We start from the raw sequence: 13,406 nt of genomic DNA on the forward strand, positions 1-13,406 counted from the left end.
CCTCATGGAGGCGCCGGCGTCCCCGTCGGTGCGGGTCAGCTCGTCACGCGGAAGGTGGCGTCGCCGCGTCCCGTCGCGTTGGTGATCGGGGCGAGCTTCAGCTCGTACGCGTAGTGGCGGATGTACCGGTCCGGATGGTTGACCGACTGGAACGACGACCAGGTGGAGTCGGCGAGCCCGGCGACCTGCCGGAAGGTCGCGTCCTGGGCGAACGTGTCCGTGCCGTCGTTGTAGGCGAGCTGGAAGTCGAAGTCGGAGTGCCGCAGGAAGTACCCGGGGAAGTTCACCGACTCGAAGGAGACGGCGCCTGAGCCCGTGAGGCCGGTCCTCAGCCGGAACTGAGAGTCCTGGACGGGGCTGACGTTCGGGTCGATGCGCGCGTCGAAGTCGGCGTGCCGCACGTACCGGTCCTGGAAGTTGTACGACTGGAGCCGGTTGGCCGCGGTGTTGGGCCAGCGGGCCAGCACGCGACTCTCCTCGGCGGCCGTCAGGTTCATGATCCAGCCGTGGCGCTTCTTCGTGCCGCCCATGTCGTAGCTGCTCGAAGCCTGCTTCTGGTAGGCGGCGGGATTGGACGGGTCGGTCGTCACGACCGGCATGTAACCGCCGCTGGAGGCGTACTGGTCGAGGTAGAGGGCCCACTTGTTGGCGCCGTTGAACTTCATCCACATCGGGCCCTCGACCTGCGACCCGGTGAGGCCGATGCCGGAGAGGTCGCCGAGGTCGGTCCACGTGCCGAGGATCGAGTTGCTGCCCTCGAGGGTGATCTGCCCGTCACCGGAGGCCCGCACGTAGCGGTAGTTGCCGACGCCCGACGGCACCTCGACGATCTGGGTGTCGATGATCTCCTGGGCGCCGGGGCGGTCGATGTAGATCTGCGGGGTGCTGACGGAGCGGAAGTCGCTGGTGTGGGAGTAGTAGATGCGGTGCTTCGTCGCGCCGTTGAGGGGCTTGTTCGTCGCCCAGTACAGGACGTAGTCGTTGCCGGCCGGGTCCCAGATCGCCTCCGGAGCCCACGCGTTGCGTCCGTCGGGGATGGCGCCGGCGACGTTCAGCAGCCGCGGCTGCGACCAGGTGACCAGGTCCGTCGACTCCCACACCACGAGGTTGCGGCTGCCGTCGTTGATGGACTGGCTCCACGTCTGCCCGCAGTCGATGCACAGGTCGGTCGCGATGATCCAGTACTTGCTGCCGTCGGGGGATCTCACGAACGCGGGGTCGCGCACGCCCTTCGTTCCGACCGTGGAGCGCAGGACCATCCCGCCGCCGTTGAGGTCGTTCCAGTGCACACCGTCCGTGCTGTGCGAGAGGTACATCTGCTGGTTGGTCGACCCCTCCCCCGTGAAGTGCACCATCAGGTAGCCGGGATCGGCGGCGGCGGCGCCTTGCGGGGTGGCCAGGGCTTGGCCTGTGAAGAGGAGGCACGCGGCGAGCAATATCGCCGACAGCCGTGCGCGCGGCGCGGACATGTACGTCTCCTGTCGTTCCTCGAATGCCACCATCGGGTGGAGAGGTGTGGTTCTCGGGCGCCCTGAGGCGGCGCTGCACCTGCGCCGCTTTCGGGGTCCGTTCTCGCCGGAGCGAGTTGTTCGAAATACCAAACGATGTTCGTAAAGTCGGGCAGACGCTAGATGCGGGAAGCGGGACGCGTCAACACCTCCGACGTCTATGGACTTCCCGGAGGGTGGACGGTGGCCGCGGGATCGCTGGCGCCGCCGACGTCTGGGCTCCGCGGCCAGGCGAGGGACGGGGTTTCAGTCCGGCGATGTACGTTCCGTCCCGCTCCAGCGCAGGGTGACGTCGAGGTGGGCGCTGACGCCGGCGCTCGCCAGGATCGCGCGGCGCGATCGACGACGGTCGGCGATCTGACCGATGGTGTGCAGCCCGTATCTGTGAAGCGTTTCCGCTGTGGCACGGCCGATTCCCGGCAGCGTGGTGACCGGCCGGGGGTACAGCCAGTCGGCCACCCCCTCGGCGGGAACCCAGGTGGTCTCGCCGAGCGCCGACGCATAGGAGGCCCTCGCGGCGAGCATCCGGTTGCCCGCGAGCTCGGCGCTGCTGTCGATGCCGTACAGGCCTTTCAGTCTCATCATCGCCATCTGGACCGTGTCGTAAGGAGAGAGATCGAAGTAGCGAAGCGCCGAAGTCAGGTCCAGTTGAACGGCGTTGGGCGGCGCCGCCTGCACATGAGGCGTGACACCAGACATCAGTTTGATTACGTCGCCGTACTGATCCTTCGTCAGCGAGGCATGCAGACGCGCAACGGTCGGCGCGGTCAGGGACTGTACGGTGCGTCGGACAGGGCGATGCGGGCCGTGATGCGCTTGCCGACCGGCTCCCGCTCGATGACCAGGGCCTGGCTGACGGCCTTGACGATCTCCAGGCCGTGCTGGCCGATCCGGTCGGGATCGGTGGGCCGGGCGGCGGGCACGAGGGGATCGCTGTCCCACACCACGACGTCCACGGCGTGGGCGCTGATGCCCATCTCCACCAGGACCGGGCCAGGGGCGTACTTGCAGGCGTTGGTGACCAGCTCGCTGACGACCAGCTGGGTCAGGTCCCTGACGCGCACAGACACGGACAGGGGGTAGTCGGCTTCAGCCTGGCCGAGAAAGGCGAGGGCGCACCGGCGGGCGTCGGCGATGCAGCCGTCGTCTCCGCCGAGGGCGTAGCCGGCCCGGATCAGGTGCTCGACGGGCGCAGCGCTGTCGCCGCCGGACGCGGGAGGGTCACCTGGTGCCGTCATCATTCTGCGTTCACGAGTGCGCCTCTACCCGCCCTTTCGCCGTACATGCCCGGGGCATGTTGTTCCGCACGGCCGCCTGGAAGCATGTGCCCCGGGTGGTCGGGGCACAATCAATGCCGCAGGCCCTGACCGGGCACGCCCGCGCACGACCGAGGACACCAGTGACCGACATGGACACAGCGGACCAGCCGGAGCGGCTATCCGTCGAGCAGCGCATCGTCGACGGCGTCCGCGTGGTGACCGTGCAGGGCGAGATCGACCACGACGTCCAGGACGTCCTGTCCGAAGCCCTGCTGGCCCGCGACGAGACAATCGTGCCGCCGCGGATCGTGGCGGACCTCAGCGGCGTGACCTTCATGGACTCCACCGGCATCAACGTCTTCGTCACCGCCCACCAGACCGTCAGCGATACCGACGGCTGGGTGCGGATCGCCGGCGCGCAGGAGTCCGTCCTGCGCGTCCTGGAGGTGGTGGGCGTCGACGCCCTCATCGCCTGCCACCCCACCCTCGAACATGCCCTGCGCATCTGAGCGGCTCTACCTTTGATCTTGCGCAGCGCTCCCCCGTTCACGGGGCGGAGGGGCGCATCTCGATACTGCTCTGACCTTGGTTTTGGGCACGGATCTGCGCTGTTCGCCTCAGCCCGGGCACACGGGCCGGCGCTGCTGGTCGTCGATGTGCTGGTGCACGACGGTCAGCGGTGCCCCGCTTAGCTTCCGGCGAAGTGCGAGCCGGACCAGAACCGTCCGCCGCACAGGTACCGGCGGACGTACGCTCGTACTCCTTGCGCAGATAGCGGGAGGAGACGCCCTCACATGGTCAAGTCCGCCAGGGGCACCGCCGAGGAGCCCGGCCAGAGCGTCGCGCAGAAGTCCGGCCTGAACCGCTCTACCAGGGGGCTGCGGATGGTCCGGCAACGCCGAGTGGAACGCAGCCCGGACATCCTGCACCTGTAACGGACGGACCACTCGCTCATCCCGGCTGCCGGGAGGGCAGTCGTCAGATGTCCCCGTGGCGTCAAGCCCGCCACCACAGGGTCGGCAGGGATCCCCCTCGTTCACGAGGGGGAGCACTTCAATGGGGTGAATCCGGGCCCGAGGTGTCGTCCAGCCGCGCGTGCCGCTGCACGGCCGCCTCCAGCTCCTGGCGTACCGGCTCCGGCAGAGGCTGTCGGCCCAGCGCCCAGCCGATCACCGATCCGGCGACCGCGAGCAGTTTGACGTTGGTGTGCTGAGACACCTCGCGCAGCACCTCGAACCCGGCGTCCGGCACGATCCGGTGGACCGCGATGAGGACACCGATGGCCTGGTCGACCGCAGCGTGGGAGTCGATAGCCCGCCGCAGTTGTGCGTTCTCCTGCTCCAGGCTGGCCGCCGTAGGCGGATCGGAGGCGTCGGGGAGGTGCGATCGTTCGCGAGAGGACGTCGTCATGACCGGGTCTCCATGCCGGGCGAGGTTTCCTGTTCCCACTACGCCTGCCCCACACCGCAACGGCAAGACGTCCCGGCATGCGGATGAAGATCACAAAGGGCGGGGGGGGGAGAAGCCCTTCGTCGTCCATGGTCGACCGCGACAGCCTGAGCTGGCGGGTGCGGCCGGCAGTCCCTCTCATTCTGCCGACGCGGGCGACCTGGGCATGTCAGTCGTGCACCCATTGTCGGGCGAGCGCCACGCTCGCTGCCTGCTGAGAAACGTGACTCGCAGGCTAGGATTTGCCGGATTGCCGTCCACGAGCCCTCCCCCAGCATGGGTGGTCCCCCTCCGCCGGGGCGGGCACGGCGCGTAGCCGTTCGGGCCGAGATCGGCGTGCCCCACACCCTGCCCGGTGACGAGGTCACAGGCGGTCCAGGCGCTGTGGAGGGTGGGGCGGCCAGGGCCCGAGAGCAGGCAGCTCCTCCGCCGCCACTGGTGACACAACGGGCGTACGTCCGGCCAGCCAGGCCGCCAGGTCGCGCAGGCCTCCGGTAACCACCGTGCCCGGCGGCCCGTCGCCGACGGACCACTGGCGGCCCACGTCCTCGGCACGGACGCGTGCGCCTGCCGGAAGGCGGCCGAGGAGGAAGTCGATGGTGTGTGCGGCCAGGTCCTCGGGCCAGTCGTCCGGCCGCACGCCGAGTTCCAGATCGACCATGTGGATCCATGCCTCGCGCCAGCGTGCGAAGACGGTTGCGGCAAGGTTCGCGTTGCGGAACGTTACCGGACGGCTCCAGTCCACGTCGGTGGCGCGTGCCCAGGATGCCTCCAGCCCGGCCGTGTGCGCGGCGAGCTGCGCGCGGTGCTCGGCTGCGCTGCGGCCAGCCGTCGTCTCGATGATCGCGTTGCGCTCGTCGACCCCGCCGTCGTAGCCCGCCACAAGTTCACCGCGCAGGGCATGTTCCGCGAGACGGGCGAACATTCTCGCGTTGTCGGTGAGATGCGCGAGGACGTGGCCGCGTGACCACCCCGGAAGGGCGGATGCCTCGGCGACCTGCTGGTCGCTCAGTCCAGCCACGAGCCTTGCCAGTGTCCGGTGGGCTTCGATCACAGCTGCGACAGGAGGTTGCATGACCCTCCGTCCTACAGGGCCGGGGTCTGGTTGAGGACTGCCGGGGCCTGGGCAGCGAGTTCCCTGAGTGGATCACCGCTCAGCCGACATACCGTCCACTCGTTCAGCAGCTCCACGCCGAGCGACTTGTAGAAGTCGATCGTCGGTTCGTTCCAGGCCAGGACCCACCACTCGAAGCGCTCGTAGCCGTTCTGTTGACAGATCGCGGCCAATGAGGCGAGCAGAGCCTTGCCGTGTCCTCCACCTCGGGCGTGCGACCGCACGTAGAGGTCCTCCAGGTGCATGCCGCGCGTGCCGGTCCAGGTCGAGAAGCGGGGGAACCACAGGGCATAGCCCACGGCCTGCCCCGTCTCATCGTCCTCAGCGATCAGTGCGGAAGCAGCGGGGCGTTCTCCGAGCAGCGCGTCGCGGAGCTGCTCCTCGGTTGCTCGGGCCTGCTCAGCGAGTTCGCGGATTCATCGCGCGGATCTCCGCGATGTCGTCCACAGTGGCGGCCCGGATCATGCCGGAGATCATCGGCCACCGTGCCGAGCCGTGTCCATCCGATTCCGCGCCTGCCCCGTGGCGTGAACTCGACCGTGGTCTTTGCCTCGACGGACGATCTGCGGAACAAGTCCGCAGCTGGGCCGACGAGAGCCTTGTGGCGCATCAACGCGCTTGGCGATGCTGCCTCGATGATGACACCGGCACTCTGCCGCAAGGCCCTCCCCGAAAGCGACTCGCGCGGCGCGCTGACCAGCCAGCGCGCCCGCGCCACCATCGCCACCCAACTCCTTAACGCCCGCGAGCCGCTGTCGCTGAACGACCTGCAGCAATGGCTCGGTCACAAGCACCCGGCCAGCACCCGGCACTACGCCGCGATCCTGCAGCGCACCCTGTCCGCGGCCTACCAGCGCGCCGACTACTTCGCGCGCAACGTCCGCACCATCGAGGTCCTCATCGACCGCGACAGCATCCTGACCGGTGCGGCAGCGAACGGCGACCAGCCGTGGAAGTACTACGATCTCGGCGACGGTTACTGCTCCTACGACTTCTTCGCCAAGTGCCCGCACCGGCTCGCCTGCGCACGCTGCCCGTTCTACGTCCCCAAGGAGTCCACCCGCGGCCAGCTGCTCGCCGTCAAGGACGGCATCACGCAGATGCTGGAGCAGGCCGACCTCACGGAGGCCGAACACGACGCCCTCGATGGCGACCTCGCCGCGATCACAGGACTCGCCGAGCGTCTCACAGACGTCCCCACTCCTGCTGGCCCCACCCCACGCGAGATGGGCACCACCGAGGCTTTCATCCCCCTCACCCTGCTCGCCCAGACCATGCCCTCCAAAGGCGCAAGGGCAGCGGGGAACACAACTTCCAGGCCGCGTATCGAGCCGTGATCGTTGGGCGCGTCAGGAAAGGATCAACTCCCCTGCTACGGAAGCCGACCCTCACCATCGCGGCCCGACACGGCGAGCTCCCACAGGTCATGTAATAATTGAAACACCATTTGAGCCATTACCTCAGTCGGGATGCCTGGCAAGTGCCGAGGACGCGACCTCCGATGTCTGGACGGGCGATCGGCGGACGGACACCGGCCGCTCCCTCCTGGCCTACCGGGACGCCGTGGCCATCAACGACGGGTACACCCCACCAGCAGACCCTGAGGGAAACGCTCATCTCAAGTCCTGATCCGAAGAGCTGTGCGAGGAGTTGCACCATCATGTGGAAGTGCGAGCAGGTTATCGGTGCCGACCTGAACGTCGAGGAAGTCGCGGGCCTCTACCGCGCGTCCACTCTCGCCGAGCGCCGCCCGATAGAGGACGTGGAACGGTTCACCCACATGCTGGCCGGCGCAAACCTAGTCGTCACCGCCCGCACCGATGACGGTCTTCTCATCGGAATCGCCCGCTCCATGACTGACAGCGTCTACGCCACGTACCTCAGCGACCTCGCTGTCGATGCCGAGTTCCAACGGCAGGGCGTAGGACGCGACCTTATCCGCGTCACACAGGAAGCAGCCCCTCAGGCCAAGCTGATCCTGCTCTCCGCACCGGGCGCGGTCGGCTACTACCCGCACGTCGGCTTCACGCATCACGCCTCCGCCTGGACCCTCCCCGGCCCCGCGGCCTGAGGTCCGGCACAGATCCGTCACGGCTCGCCACCGACCACAAATCCCGCCTGCCTACCATCGTCACCAGTCCCATGAGACCTCGTAAACCGTCACGAAAAGATCTCGATTCGCAATAACCTTGGCGCGTCACCAGGCGGGCGGGAGCGGGCTCGGTCAGGACGGCGTTGTCACGTTGTTGGATGTGTGACGGCGTTGTCACGTTGTTGGATGTGCGCGGGCCTGATGGTGTGCCAGGGCGTGGTCGGCTCGAGTGTCCAAGAGCCCCGCGCCGTGATCCAGGCCGTGGTCCAGATATTTGGAAACGGTCAACGGTCAGTCCTCAACCACGTCACAACCTCGCCGACCCGTCCATCAGCCCTGCCCTGCGAGCGGCAGCCAACGCCGCCCTCGACGACAACACACCCGAAGCACTGCGCCACTTCCTGGAAGTCCGCAGGCACCAGCTGGCCTGACCGGCACGGCACCGCACCGCACCACAGCGGGTCGCCCGGGCGGCATCCCCTGCCGCACGCCCGGAACGCCGAGAATCCCGGCGGGGCGGCCTGCACCTCCGTGTGCCGGCGTCCCCGCCAGGCAGGCCCTGTGCCGGCTCGGCGCCCTCCGCAGAGCTCTGTGGTCTCGCCGCCCGGTGCGGCATGAGCCACTGACACCTCCGACAGCAGAAAGCACATTCTTCGATGACCGCACAACTCCTACGCACCGAGCGCAGCACTCCGCAGACCGCTTCCGTCGTGACCGACCTGCCGTTCAAGCCTCAGCTCGTCAAAGCGGTGTTCAGGGAGGTGACCTCGCTGAACGTCTCCCGGCCGGCCGCGTGGGCCGCCGCGTCGGTGACGCGGACCGTGCTGACGGAGATCATCGACGGCGCGAGAAGCGCGGCAGCCGAGCATGCCAGGACGAGGCTGATTCCCAAGGACCTCATCTCGGCGATAGACCGAAACGTCGAGGTAGAGGTGGGAACGGCGTGGTACCTGCACAGCCCGACCTTCCACAGCCTGATGGGCGAGGTGCGCAACGCCGATGGTGCCCTCGTGTCTCTTCGTGAGCGCCGCGGGGCGCGTACACCGAGTGGTGTGGGCGGCGCCCACCGGTTCGAGGCCGGTGTGAGAAGGCTGCTGGGGAGCCGGGGGGTGAGGGCGGTGCCGGCGATGGTCCGCGACCTGGACGGAATCGCGAGCGTGTTCCTGGCGGCCCTGGCACAGGACGCGGCCAAGGTCGTGCGCGAGGGCGGGGTCAAGCGGTTCGGGACGGTCAGTCTGGTGGTGCCGGGCGAGCCGGCCCCGGCCCCGCTGCTCAAGGACCCCCTCCTCGTCCCGTCGACCCGCCGCGGGGACGGGCGGACTGTTGGCGGGGACGACGTCCTGGCCGCCGTGCCGATGCAGCTGTTCGGCGATCTCAGACAACGCGCCATCACCGAGGCAGCCGAGCTGACACGGAACGCATCGGCCAACTGATCGGGCCCGCCCGTGCGCTTGGCCCACCGCGCACGGTTGCCACGTGTGCACGGCTCCCGGAATCTGGTGTGTTCGGCCAGCAGGAGTCCGTCGAGGACGCGAGCCGGTCGAGCCGGTCGAGCCGGAACAGGGTGCGCAGATCGTCCAGGGCGGCGCGGGTGCCCGGGTCGGTGACCCGGGCGCTTGCCGCGGCGAAGACGTCGGAGGCCTGGCCTACCGTGTATGTCTCGACCAGAGCGGCGGCGGAGGCGTGGTTCCAGCGTCCGAGTGCATCGCCTCCGGCGCTGCGAATGTCCCGGCGCGCGACACGCTGCCAGCGGCGTTCGGCAGCTGCCAGGCCTGTGTAGCCAGGAGCGTGTCCCGGTAACCGGCAACTGGGCGGGTGTCCGTGGTCGGGTCGATCGATCGCGCGGTGCCGTCTGTGCCTGGTGGGGCTGGGTGAGCGGGGCGTTGAGCCGGTGGTACGGCTTGGTGCGGCCCGGGGACAGTGGTCCAACCGGTCAGACGGCGGAGCTCCGGTGGTGCGGCCATGACTATCGATCCGATTCTCGCGCAACGCGACGTCCGATTGTCGCCAGCATCCTTCGCTTGGTTCACGGAGAGTTGAAGACGGCTCGTGCACCGCCTGGCGAGTCTCTTCGATTCATATCCCGCGACTTCCTCGGGGCGGTCGAGGAGCGCGGCGAGCTGACGGGTGGCGAGGTGAGTCTGGCCGGTGGTGGCGAGATGTACGGCGCTCATTCCCCTGTCATTGGCACACCGTCCACAGTCACTTGTCACACCGTGCACGGTGTACGGGCGCGGTCCCGTCAGGGCCGGACACGCGGCGGGAAGCGGGTCCCGCACAGCCACTCCAAGGGAGACCGCGCCCGCAGCGGGGTCGGGACGGCCCGGGCGTCCGGCGAGTGGCCGGCGCGCTTCGTCGCCTTCGATGTGCCGAGGCTGTCCCGGACCGACACCACCGCCTGGCCGTATCGGCGGCGCAGGGCCCTGCTGGAGTCGGTGTCCGCCGCGCGGCGTCCGTCGGCTCCGTGGATGCTGTGCCCGTCGACCACCGATCCGGACACCGCGTGCGATGTAGCGCTCGGGAGGGAAAGCCCCACCAATGGGAGCGGCGCCTGGAGCCTCGCTCTCAGCTGCTTGTCACTTCGCCGCAGCTTCGGGAATACAGGACCTCGATCCCCGTGGATTCACGGAAACCGAAGCTTCTTCAGCCTGAACCCACGGGGCCACCGGTCTGCTTCAGGTCGGCAGATCCGTGGGTTCGGTGGGAACAGGAGGGTGCTGTGCAAGCCGAAGAGCTTCGGCCGTGACATCGGCGTCCACCTGCGCCTGTGTTCTGTCGCCGTATTCAAGGACGTCGTAGTCGTCGTCCAGGTTGGCGAGTCGCTCGGCCAGAGGCAGCTCGTGACCGAAGCGCTGATGGATCCGGAAAGCCAGCTCGCGTGGCGTCAGTTCGCCGGCCAGCATCCGGGCGGCAAGTGCTCGCGCGGCGGCTTCCTGTCCGGCAACGCTGCCCGCTTGGTGGAAGGCGAGGCCCAGTTCATCGAGTGCCGGGGGAAGGAGGTCGGGGACGTCGTAGTCCGCCTCCGCGCGTGTGCACACGGCCAAGATCCGCAGGGCAGGGCTGTCGAGGCCGGCGACGAGTGCATCACAGGCAGCAGTGACGACGTCGGTTGCGCGGATCTCGCCCATGCTCCAGAGAACGGCGCGGTCCTGAAGCTCGCGGGCTGCTGGTTCGGTCGACGACATCTGTCCATGATCTCGTCAGTCGGTTGAGCAGGTCGAGTGGGTTTCACTGCGATGCCTGCTCGGCGGGTTCTCCCAGCAGCGCGCGTGCTGAGTCCGCACAGCGGACGGCGGTCTTCTCGTCGATGCCGAAAGCCAGTGCGAGATGGAGCGGTCGGCGCGGTGGGTGAGCGCTTCCTCGAGTTGTCGGTCGACGCGGAGCCGTTCGAGGGTGGCGGTGAGGTTGCGGGTGGCCCGGGTGGTCCAGAGCTTGCCGGCCGGGCCGAATTCGACGGCGGTCTTCTGCGTGATCAGCAGGTCAGATCCTGTCCGCCAAGCGCCAGCGTCAGGCGCCACAACACATTGAACCGGCCAAGAGTGAGCGACGCCGGGCGGTCGGGACTTCAGGAGCCGCCCCGGACCCACCGTCCGCCGCCGATCGGGCGGGTTGCGCCTCGGGCACGGTGCGGGGGCCGGGCGCCATGTCACAAGGCTCTTCCTCGTTCTCGGACAAGTCGTCCACAGACCTCAGCCGGTGGATCCGGGGGCTGAGACCGAGCCCTCCCTTTCGAGGAGAGCGCGGAAAGTCCCCGCCGGTCGGCCGGTGAGGCGGTGGACGGTGTCGGTGACGCGGTCCTCCGTGCCCTCTGCGATGGCTCGGTCCATGCCGGCCAGGAGGGAGGCGAACTCCGGTGCGATCAGCGCCGTGCGGGTGAGGTGGTCGCGCATCTCCTCGTAGGACAGACGGTGGTGGACGACGGGTCGGCCCGTGACCTCGGTGGTGATCGTGGCGATGTCGTCGTAGCTGAGCGCCTCCGGGCCGGTGAGGACGAGATCGGTGTCGGGGGCGTGTTCGTCGGTCAGGGCGTGGACGGCGACGGCCGCGATGTCGTCGGCGTCGACGAAGCCGACCCGGCCGTCGCCGGTGGCGCTCCGGATGGTGCCGTTCTCACGGATGCCGACGGCGTGCGGGTGGGTGCCCGTGAAGTTCTGCATGAACCATGAGGGCCGCAGTACCGCCCACTGCTCGAACAGACCGGGCAGGGCCTGGTGCACCGTTCCCACCGCCGGGCCGCCCTCGGGGATGGCCGAGGAGCTCAGGAGCACCGCGCGGAGTACGCCGGTGGCGCGGGCCCGGCAGAGGAACGGCAGCATGACCGCGGCCGGATCGGAGTCGCCGACGGGCGGTATGAGGTAGACGCGGTCGACTCCGTCGAGAGCGGCGGCGTGGGTGGCGGGGGCGTACCAGTCGAAGGCTACCGGCTCAGAGCCTGCCGGGTCCGCCGAGCCGTCCGTGCCGGGGATCGGGGCCGCGTGACGGCTGGCTGCCTTGACGCGATGGCCGACGGCCGTCAACCGCGTGACCGTGCGGCTGCCGGTGGTGCCTGTCGCGCCGATGACGAGAGTCGTGCCGGTGGCGGTCATCGGGTCGTTTCCGCGAAGTCGGCGGTGAAGTCGGTGGCGGGGTCGAGGAGTGCCAGAGGGTTCCAGTAGTCGCGGTAGGAGGAGAAGCGTCCGTCCCGCACGGTCACGACGGCGATGTACGTCATGTCGAATGGGCTGTCCGTCTCCACCAGGCGGCCGACGCCCCGCATCTCGACCACGATGACCTGCGGATCGAGGGTCTCGTGGATCTGCAGGGCGGGGAAGTCGTGAAGGTCGATGTGGTCGGGATACGGGCGCATGTAGGCGGCGATGGCCTCTTTGCCGTCCAGGCGCCTGGGCCGGTCGTCGGGGGCGAACGGGAACTCCATGACGCCGTCCTCGGTCCACAGGTCGAGCCAGGCGGGGATGTTCTTGTCGAGCAGCAGGCGCAGGCTGTGGCGGTAGAGATCCGCCGGGGAAGCCGGTACGGACATGGGTGTCCTCCATCTCGTACATCTCATAGAATGCGGACCCGGGGTCCGTTTCGACGATACGGACCCCGGGTCCGTTTAGCAACAGGCGTCGCCGGCACTGTCGCCCTGTCGGCACTGGAGGAGTCGCATGCCCGAGCGCAAGCCCCGTGAGGATGCCGCCCGTAACCGGGAGGCCGTTCTCGCGGCCGCCGACCTTCTCTTCGCTCGCGGCGAGGGGCCCGACGACGTCACCATGGCCGACGTCGCGGCAGCCGCCGGCGTCGGCAAGGGAACGCTCTTCCGCGCCTTCGGCGACCGCGCCGGGCTGCTCCGCGCGCTGTACGAGGCGCGGCTCGAACCGGTGGGGGAAGCCGTCGAAGCCGGCCCGCCGCCCCTGGGGCCCACCACTCCGCCGCGGCAGCGCGTGCCCGCTCTGCTCGACGCCCTCCTGTGCTTCAAGCTCGACAACCGACGCCTCGCGCTGGCCCTGGAGGAGAGTGGGAGCGGCGGCAGTCCATACCGGGCGGAGCACTACGCGCGGTGGCACGGTCTGCTCCGGTCGGTGCTGGACCAGGTGCCCGGTCCGGCCGACAGCGAGTTCACCGCCCACGTCCTGCTCGCCGCCGTCCGGGCTGATCTCGTCGAGCACCTGGCCGGACAGGAAGGCGTGCCGCGCGAGAGGATGCGCGCCCAGTTGGCGAACCTCACCGCGAGATTCGTGGGCGCTGATCCCGGCGAGAGGTGAGGCCGGTCCCGCGCCCTCGACCTCACTGCCGAACAGCTTTCACTCAGGCAGGAGTTGAGCTTGTTAACCTCTGAGCGCTCGCTAGTGGCGCCGTCAGGAATCTGGGTTGCGTTGCTCGGCTTGAGCCTTGTGGACTTCGCCAAGGTGCCTTACCTGCCGCCGCGTCAGCAATGCATCGATCGGTTCGAGAACCCGATCCCACGCGCGGTCCGCTTCTGAGGACTGATTGCGAGTCCGTGC

The 13,406-nt window shown here is 68.7% G+C and carries 15 protein-coding genes and 2 pseudogenes; 7 read left to right on the forward strand and 10 right to left on the reverse strand.

Features of this window, described 5'->3' with window-relative positions:
* Positions 1-35 precede the first annotated feature (35 nt).
* The 3 genes from ACN6LD_RS40435 to ACN6LD_RS40445 all read right to left on the reverse strand — a co-directional run bounded on the left by ACN6LD_RS40435 (position 36) and on the right by ACN6LD_RS40445 (position 2,749).
* A complete protein-coding gene (locus ACN6LD_RS40435; protein ID WP_445045759.1) occupies positions 36-1,469 on the reverse strand; it encodes a glycoside hydrolase family 43 protein in 1,434 nt (477 codons plus the stop codon).
* A 285-nt stretch (positions 1,470-1,754) separates the two neighbouring features.
* The gene (locus ACN6LD_RS40440; RefSeq protein ID WP_445045760.1) at positions 1,755-2,207 is read right to left on the reverse strand and encodes a hypothetical protein; all 453 of its coding nucleotides are present in this window, start codon (positions 2,205-2,207) and stop codon (positions 1,755-1,757) included.
* A gap of 68 nt (positions 2,208-2,275) precedes the next feature.
* Positions 2,276-2,749 (reverse strand): ATP-binding protein, encoded by a 474-nt coding sequence (locus ACN6LD_RS40445; RefSeq protein WP_445045761.1) that lies wholly within the window; start codon positions 2,747-2,749, stop codon positions 2,276-2,278.
* A gap of 167 nt (positions 2,750-2,916) precedes the next feature.
* Between ACN6LD_RS40445 and ACN6LD_RS40450 the strand changes: the two genes are divergently transcribed.
* Together ACN6LD_RS40450 and ACN6LD_RS40455 are read left to right on the forward strand one after the other, a co-directional pair.
* The gene (locus ACN6LD_RS40450) at positions 2,917-3,276 is read left to right on the forward strand and encodes an STAS domain-containing protein (protein ID WP_445045762.1); all 360 of its coding nucleotides are present in this window, start codon (positions 2,917-2,919) and stop codon (positions 3,274-3,276) included.
* A 285-nt stretch (positions 3,277-3,561) separates the two neighbouring features.
* Positions 3,562-3,702 carry a hypothetical protein gene (locus ACN6LD_RS40455; protein WP_319189712.1) on the forward strand — a complete coding sequence of 47 codons (141 nt, stop codon included), beginning with the start codon at positions 3,562-3,564 and terminating at the stop codon, positions 3,700-3,702.
* Between the two features lie 118 nt (positions 3,703-3,820).
* Here ACN6LD_RS40455 and ACN6LD_RS40460 read toward each other — a convergent pair whose 3' ends face one another.
* The 3 genes and pseudogenes from ACN6LD_RS40460 to ACN6LD_RS40470 form a co-directional block, all read right to left on the reverse strand.
* A complete protein-coding gene (locus ACN6LD_RS40460; protein WP_319189714.1) occupies positions 3,821-4,177 on the reverse strand; it encodes an ANTAR domain-containing protein in 357 nt (118 codons plus the stop codon).
* Positions 4,178-4,580: 403 nt separating this feature from the next.
* Positions 4,581-5,291 carry a maleylpyruvate isomerase family mycothiol-dependent enzyme gene (locus ACN6LD_RS40465; RefSeq protein ID WP_445045763.1) on the reverse strand — a complete coding sequence of 237 codons (711 nt, stop codon included), beginning with the start codon at positions 5,289-5,291 and terminating at the stop codon, positions 4,581-4,583.
* 11 nt (positions 5,292-5,302) lie between these two features.
* Positions 5,303-5,795 (reverse strand): annotated as a pseudogene (locus ACN6LD_RS40470) (N-acetyltransferase family protein).
* Between the two features lie 170 nt (positions 5,796-5,965).
* Here ACN6LD_RS40470 and ACN6LD_RS40475 point away from each other — a divergent pair.
* The 4 genes and pseudogenes from ACN6LD_RS40475 (at position 5,966) to ACN6LD_RS40490 (ending at position 8,855) form a co-directional block, all read left to right on the forward strand.
* Positions 5,966-6,667 carry a hypothetical protein gene (locus ACN6LD_RS40475; RefSeq protein ID WP_445045764.1) on the forward strand — a complete coding sequence of 234 codons (702 nt, stop codon included), beginning with the start codon at positions 5,966-5,968 and terminating at the stop codon, positions 6,665-6,667.
* 323 nt (positions 6,668-6,990) lie between these two features.
* Entirely contained in the window at positions 6,991-7,401 is a 411-nt protein-coding gene (locus ACN6LD_RS40480; protein WP_445045765.1) for a GNAT family N-acetyltransferase, read from the forward strand.
* A 335-nt stretch (positions 7,402-7,736) separates the two neighbouring features.
* Positions 7,737-7,853 (forward strand): annotated as a pseudogene (locus tag ACN6LD_RS40485) (ALF repeat-containing protein); the annotation flags it as partial.
* Positions 7,854-8,078: 225 nt separating this feature from the next.
* Positions 8,079-8,855, forward strand: coding sequence for a hypothetical protein (locus tag ACN6LD_RS40490; RefSeq protein WP_445045766.1), 777 nt, complete (start codon positions 8,079-8,081; stop codon positions 8,853-8,855).
* A gap of 809 nt (positions 8,856-9,664) precedes the next feature.
* Here the strand turns inward: ACN6LD_RS40490 and ACN6LD_RS40495 are convergent.
* The 4 genes from ACN6LD_RS40495 to ACN6LD_RS40510 form a co-directional block, all read right to left on the reverse strand.
* The gene (locus ACN6LD_RS40495; RefSeq protein WP_445045767.1) at positions 9,665-9,922 is read right to left on the reverse strand and encodes a hypothetical protein; all 258 of its coding nucleotides are present in this window, start codon (positions 9,920-9,922) and stop codon (positions 9,665-9,667) included.
* 175 nt (positions 9,923-10,097) lie between these two features.
* Positions 10,098-10,607: a hypothetical protein gene (locus ACN6LD_RS40500; RefSeq protein ID WP_445045768.1), complete on the reverse strand. Its 510-nt coding sequence runs from the start codon at positions 10,605-10,607 to the stop codon at positions 10,098-10,100.
* A 504-nt stretch (positions 10,608-11,111) separates the two neighbouring features.
* Positions 11,112-12,008, reverse strand: coding sequence for an NAD(P)H-binding protein (locus ACN6LD_RS40505; RefSeq protein ID WP_445045769.1), 897 nt, complete (start codon positions 12,006-12,008; stop codon positions 11,112-11,114).
* Complete coding sequence (locus ACN6LD_RS40510) at positions 12,005-12,442, reverse strand: nuclear transport factor 2 family protein (protein WP_445045770.1); 438 nt, start codon at positions 12,440-12,442, stop codon at positions 12,005-12,007. The genes ACN6LD_RS40505 and ACN6LD_RS40510 overlap by 4 nt, the downstream gene beginning before the upstream one ends.
* Before the next feature lie 127 nt (positions 12,443-12,569).
* On the opposite strand from ACN6LD_RS40510, the gene ACN6LD_RS40515 reads away from it, so the two are divergent.
* Positions 12,570-13,166, forward strand: coding sequence for a TetR/AcrR family transcriptional regulator (locus ACN6LD_RS40515; RefSeq protein WP_445045771.1), 597 nt, complete (start codon positions 12,570-12,572; stop codon positions 13,164-13,166).
* The last annotated feature ends 240 nt before the right edge of the window (positions 13,167-13,406 follow it).

This window comes from Streptomyces sp. SAS_272, assembly GCF_052543235.1.

Coding starts and splice junctions, on each gene's coding strand:
- ACN6LD_RS40465 (WP_445045763.1), bottom strand. CDS start 5,291: ATGCAACCTCCTGTCGCAGCTGTGATCGAAGCCCACCGGACACTGGCA.
- ACN6LD_RS40480 (WP_445045765.1), top strand. CDS start 6,991: ATGTGGAAGTGCGAGCAGGTTATCGGTGCCGACCTGAACGTCGAGGAA.
- ACN6LD_RS40455 (WP_319189712.1), top strand. CDS start 3,562: ATGGTCAAGTCCGCCAGGGGCACCGCCGAGGAGCCCGGCCAGAGCGTC.
- ACN6LD_RS40500 (WP_445045768.1), bottom strand. CDS start 10,607: ATGTCGTCGACCGAACCAGCAGCCCGCGAGCTTCAGGACCGCGCCGTT.
- ACN6LD_RS40505 (WP_445045769.1), bottom strand. CDS start 12,008: ATGACCGCCACCGGCACGACTCTCGTCATCGGCGCGACAGGCACCACC.
- ACN6LD_RS40435 (WP_445045759.1), bottom strand. CDS start 1,469: ATGTCCGCGCCGCGCGCACGGCTGTCGGCGATATTGCTCGCCGCGTGC.
- ACN6LD_RS40445 (WP_445045761.1), bottom strand. CDS start 2,749: ATGATGACGGCACCAGGTGACCCTCCCGCGTCCGGCGGCGACAGCGCT.
- ACN6LD_RS40440 (WP_445045760.1), bottom strand. CDS start 2,207: ATGTCTGGTGTCACGCCTCATGTGCAGGCGGCGCCGCCCAACGCCGTT.
- ACN6LD_RS40475 (WP_445045764.1), top strand. CDS start 5,966: ATGATGACACCGGCACTCTGCCGCAAGGCCCTCCCCGAAAGCGACTCG.
- ACN6LD_RS40510 (WP_445045770.1), bottom strand. CDS start 12,442: ATGTCCGTACCGGCTTCCCCGGCGGATCTCTACCGCCACAGCCTGCGC.
- ACN6LD_RS40460 (WP_319189714.1), bottom strand. CDS start 4,177: ATGACGACGTCCTCTCGCGAACGATCGCACCTCCCCGACGCCTCCGAT.
- ACN6LD_RS40515 (WP_445045771.1), top strand. CDS start 12,570: ATGCCCGAGCGCAAGCCCCGTGAGGATGCCGCCCGTAACCGGGAGGCC.
- ACN6LD_RS40450 (WP_445045762.1), top strand. CDS start 2,917: ATGGACACAGCGGACCAGCCGGAGCGGCTATCCGTCGAGCAGCGCATC.
- ACN6LD_RS40490 (WP_445045766.1), top strand. CDS start 8,079: ATGACCGCACAACTCCTACGCACCGAGCGCAGCACTCCGCAGACCGCT.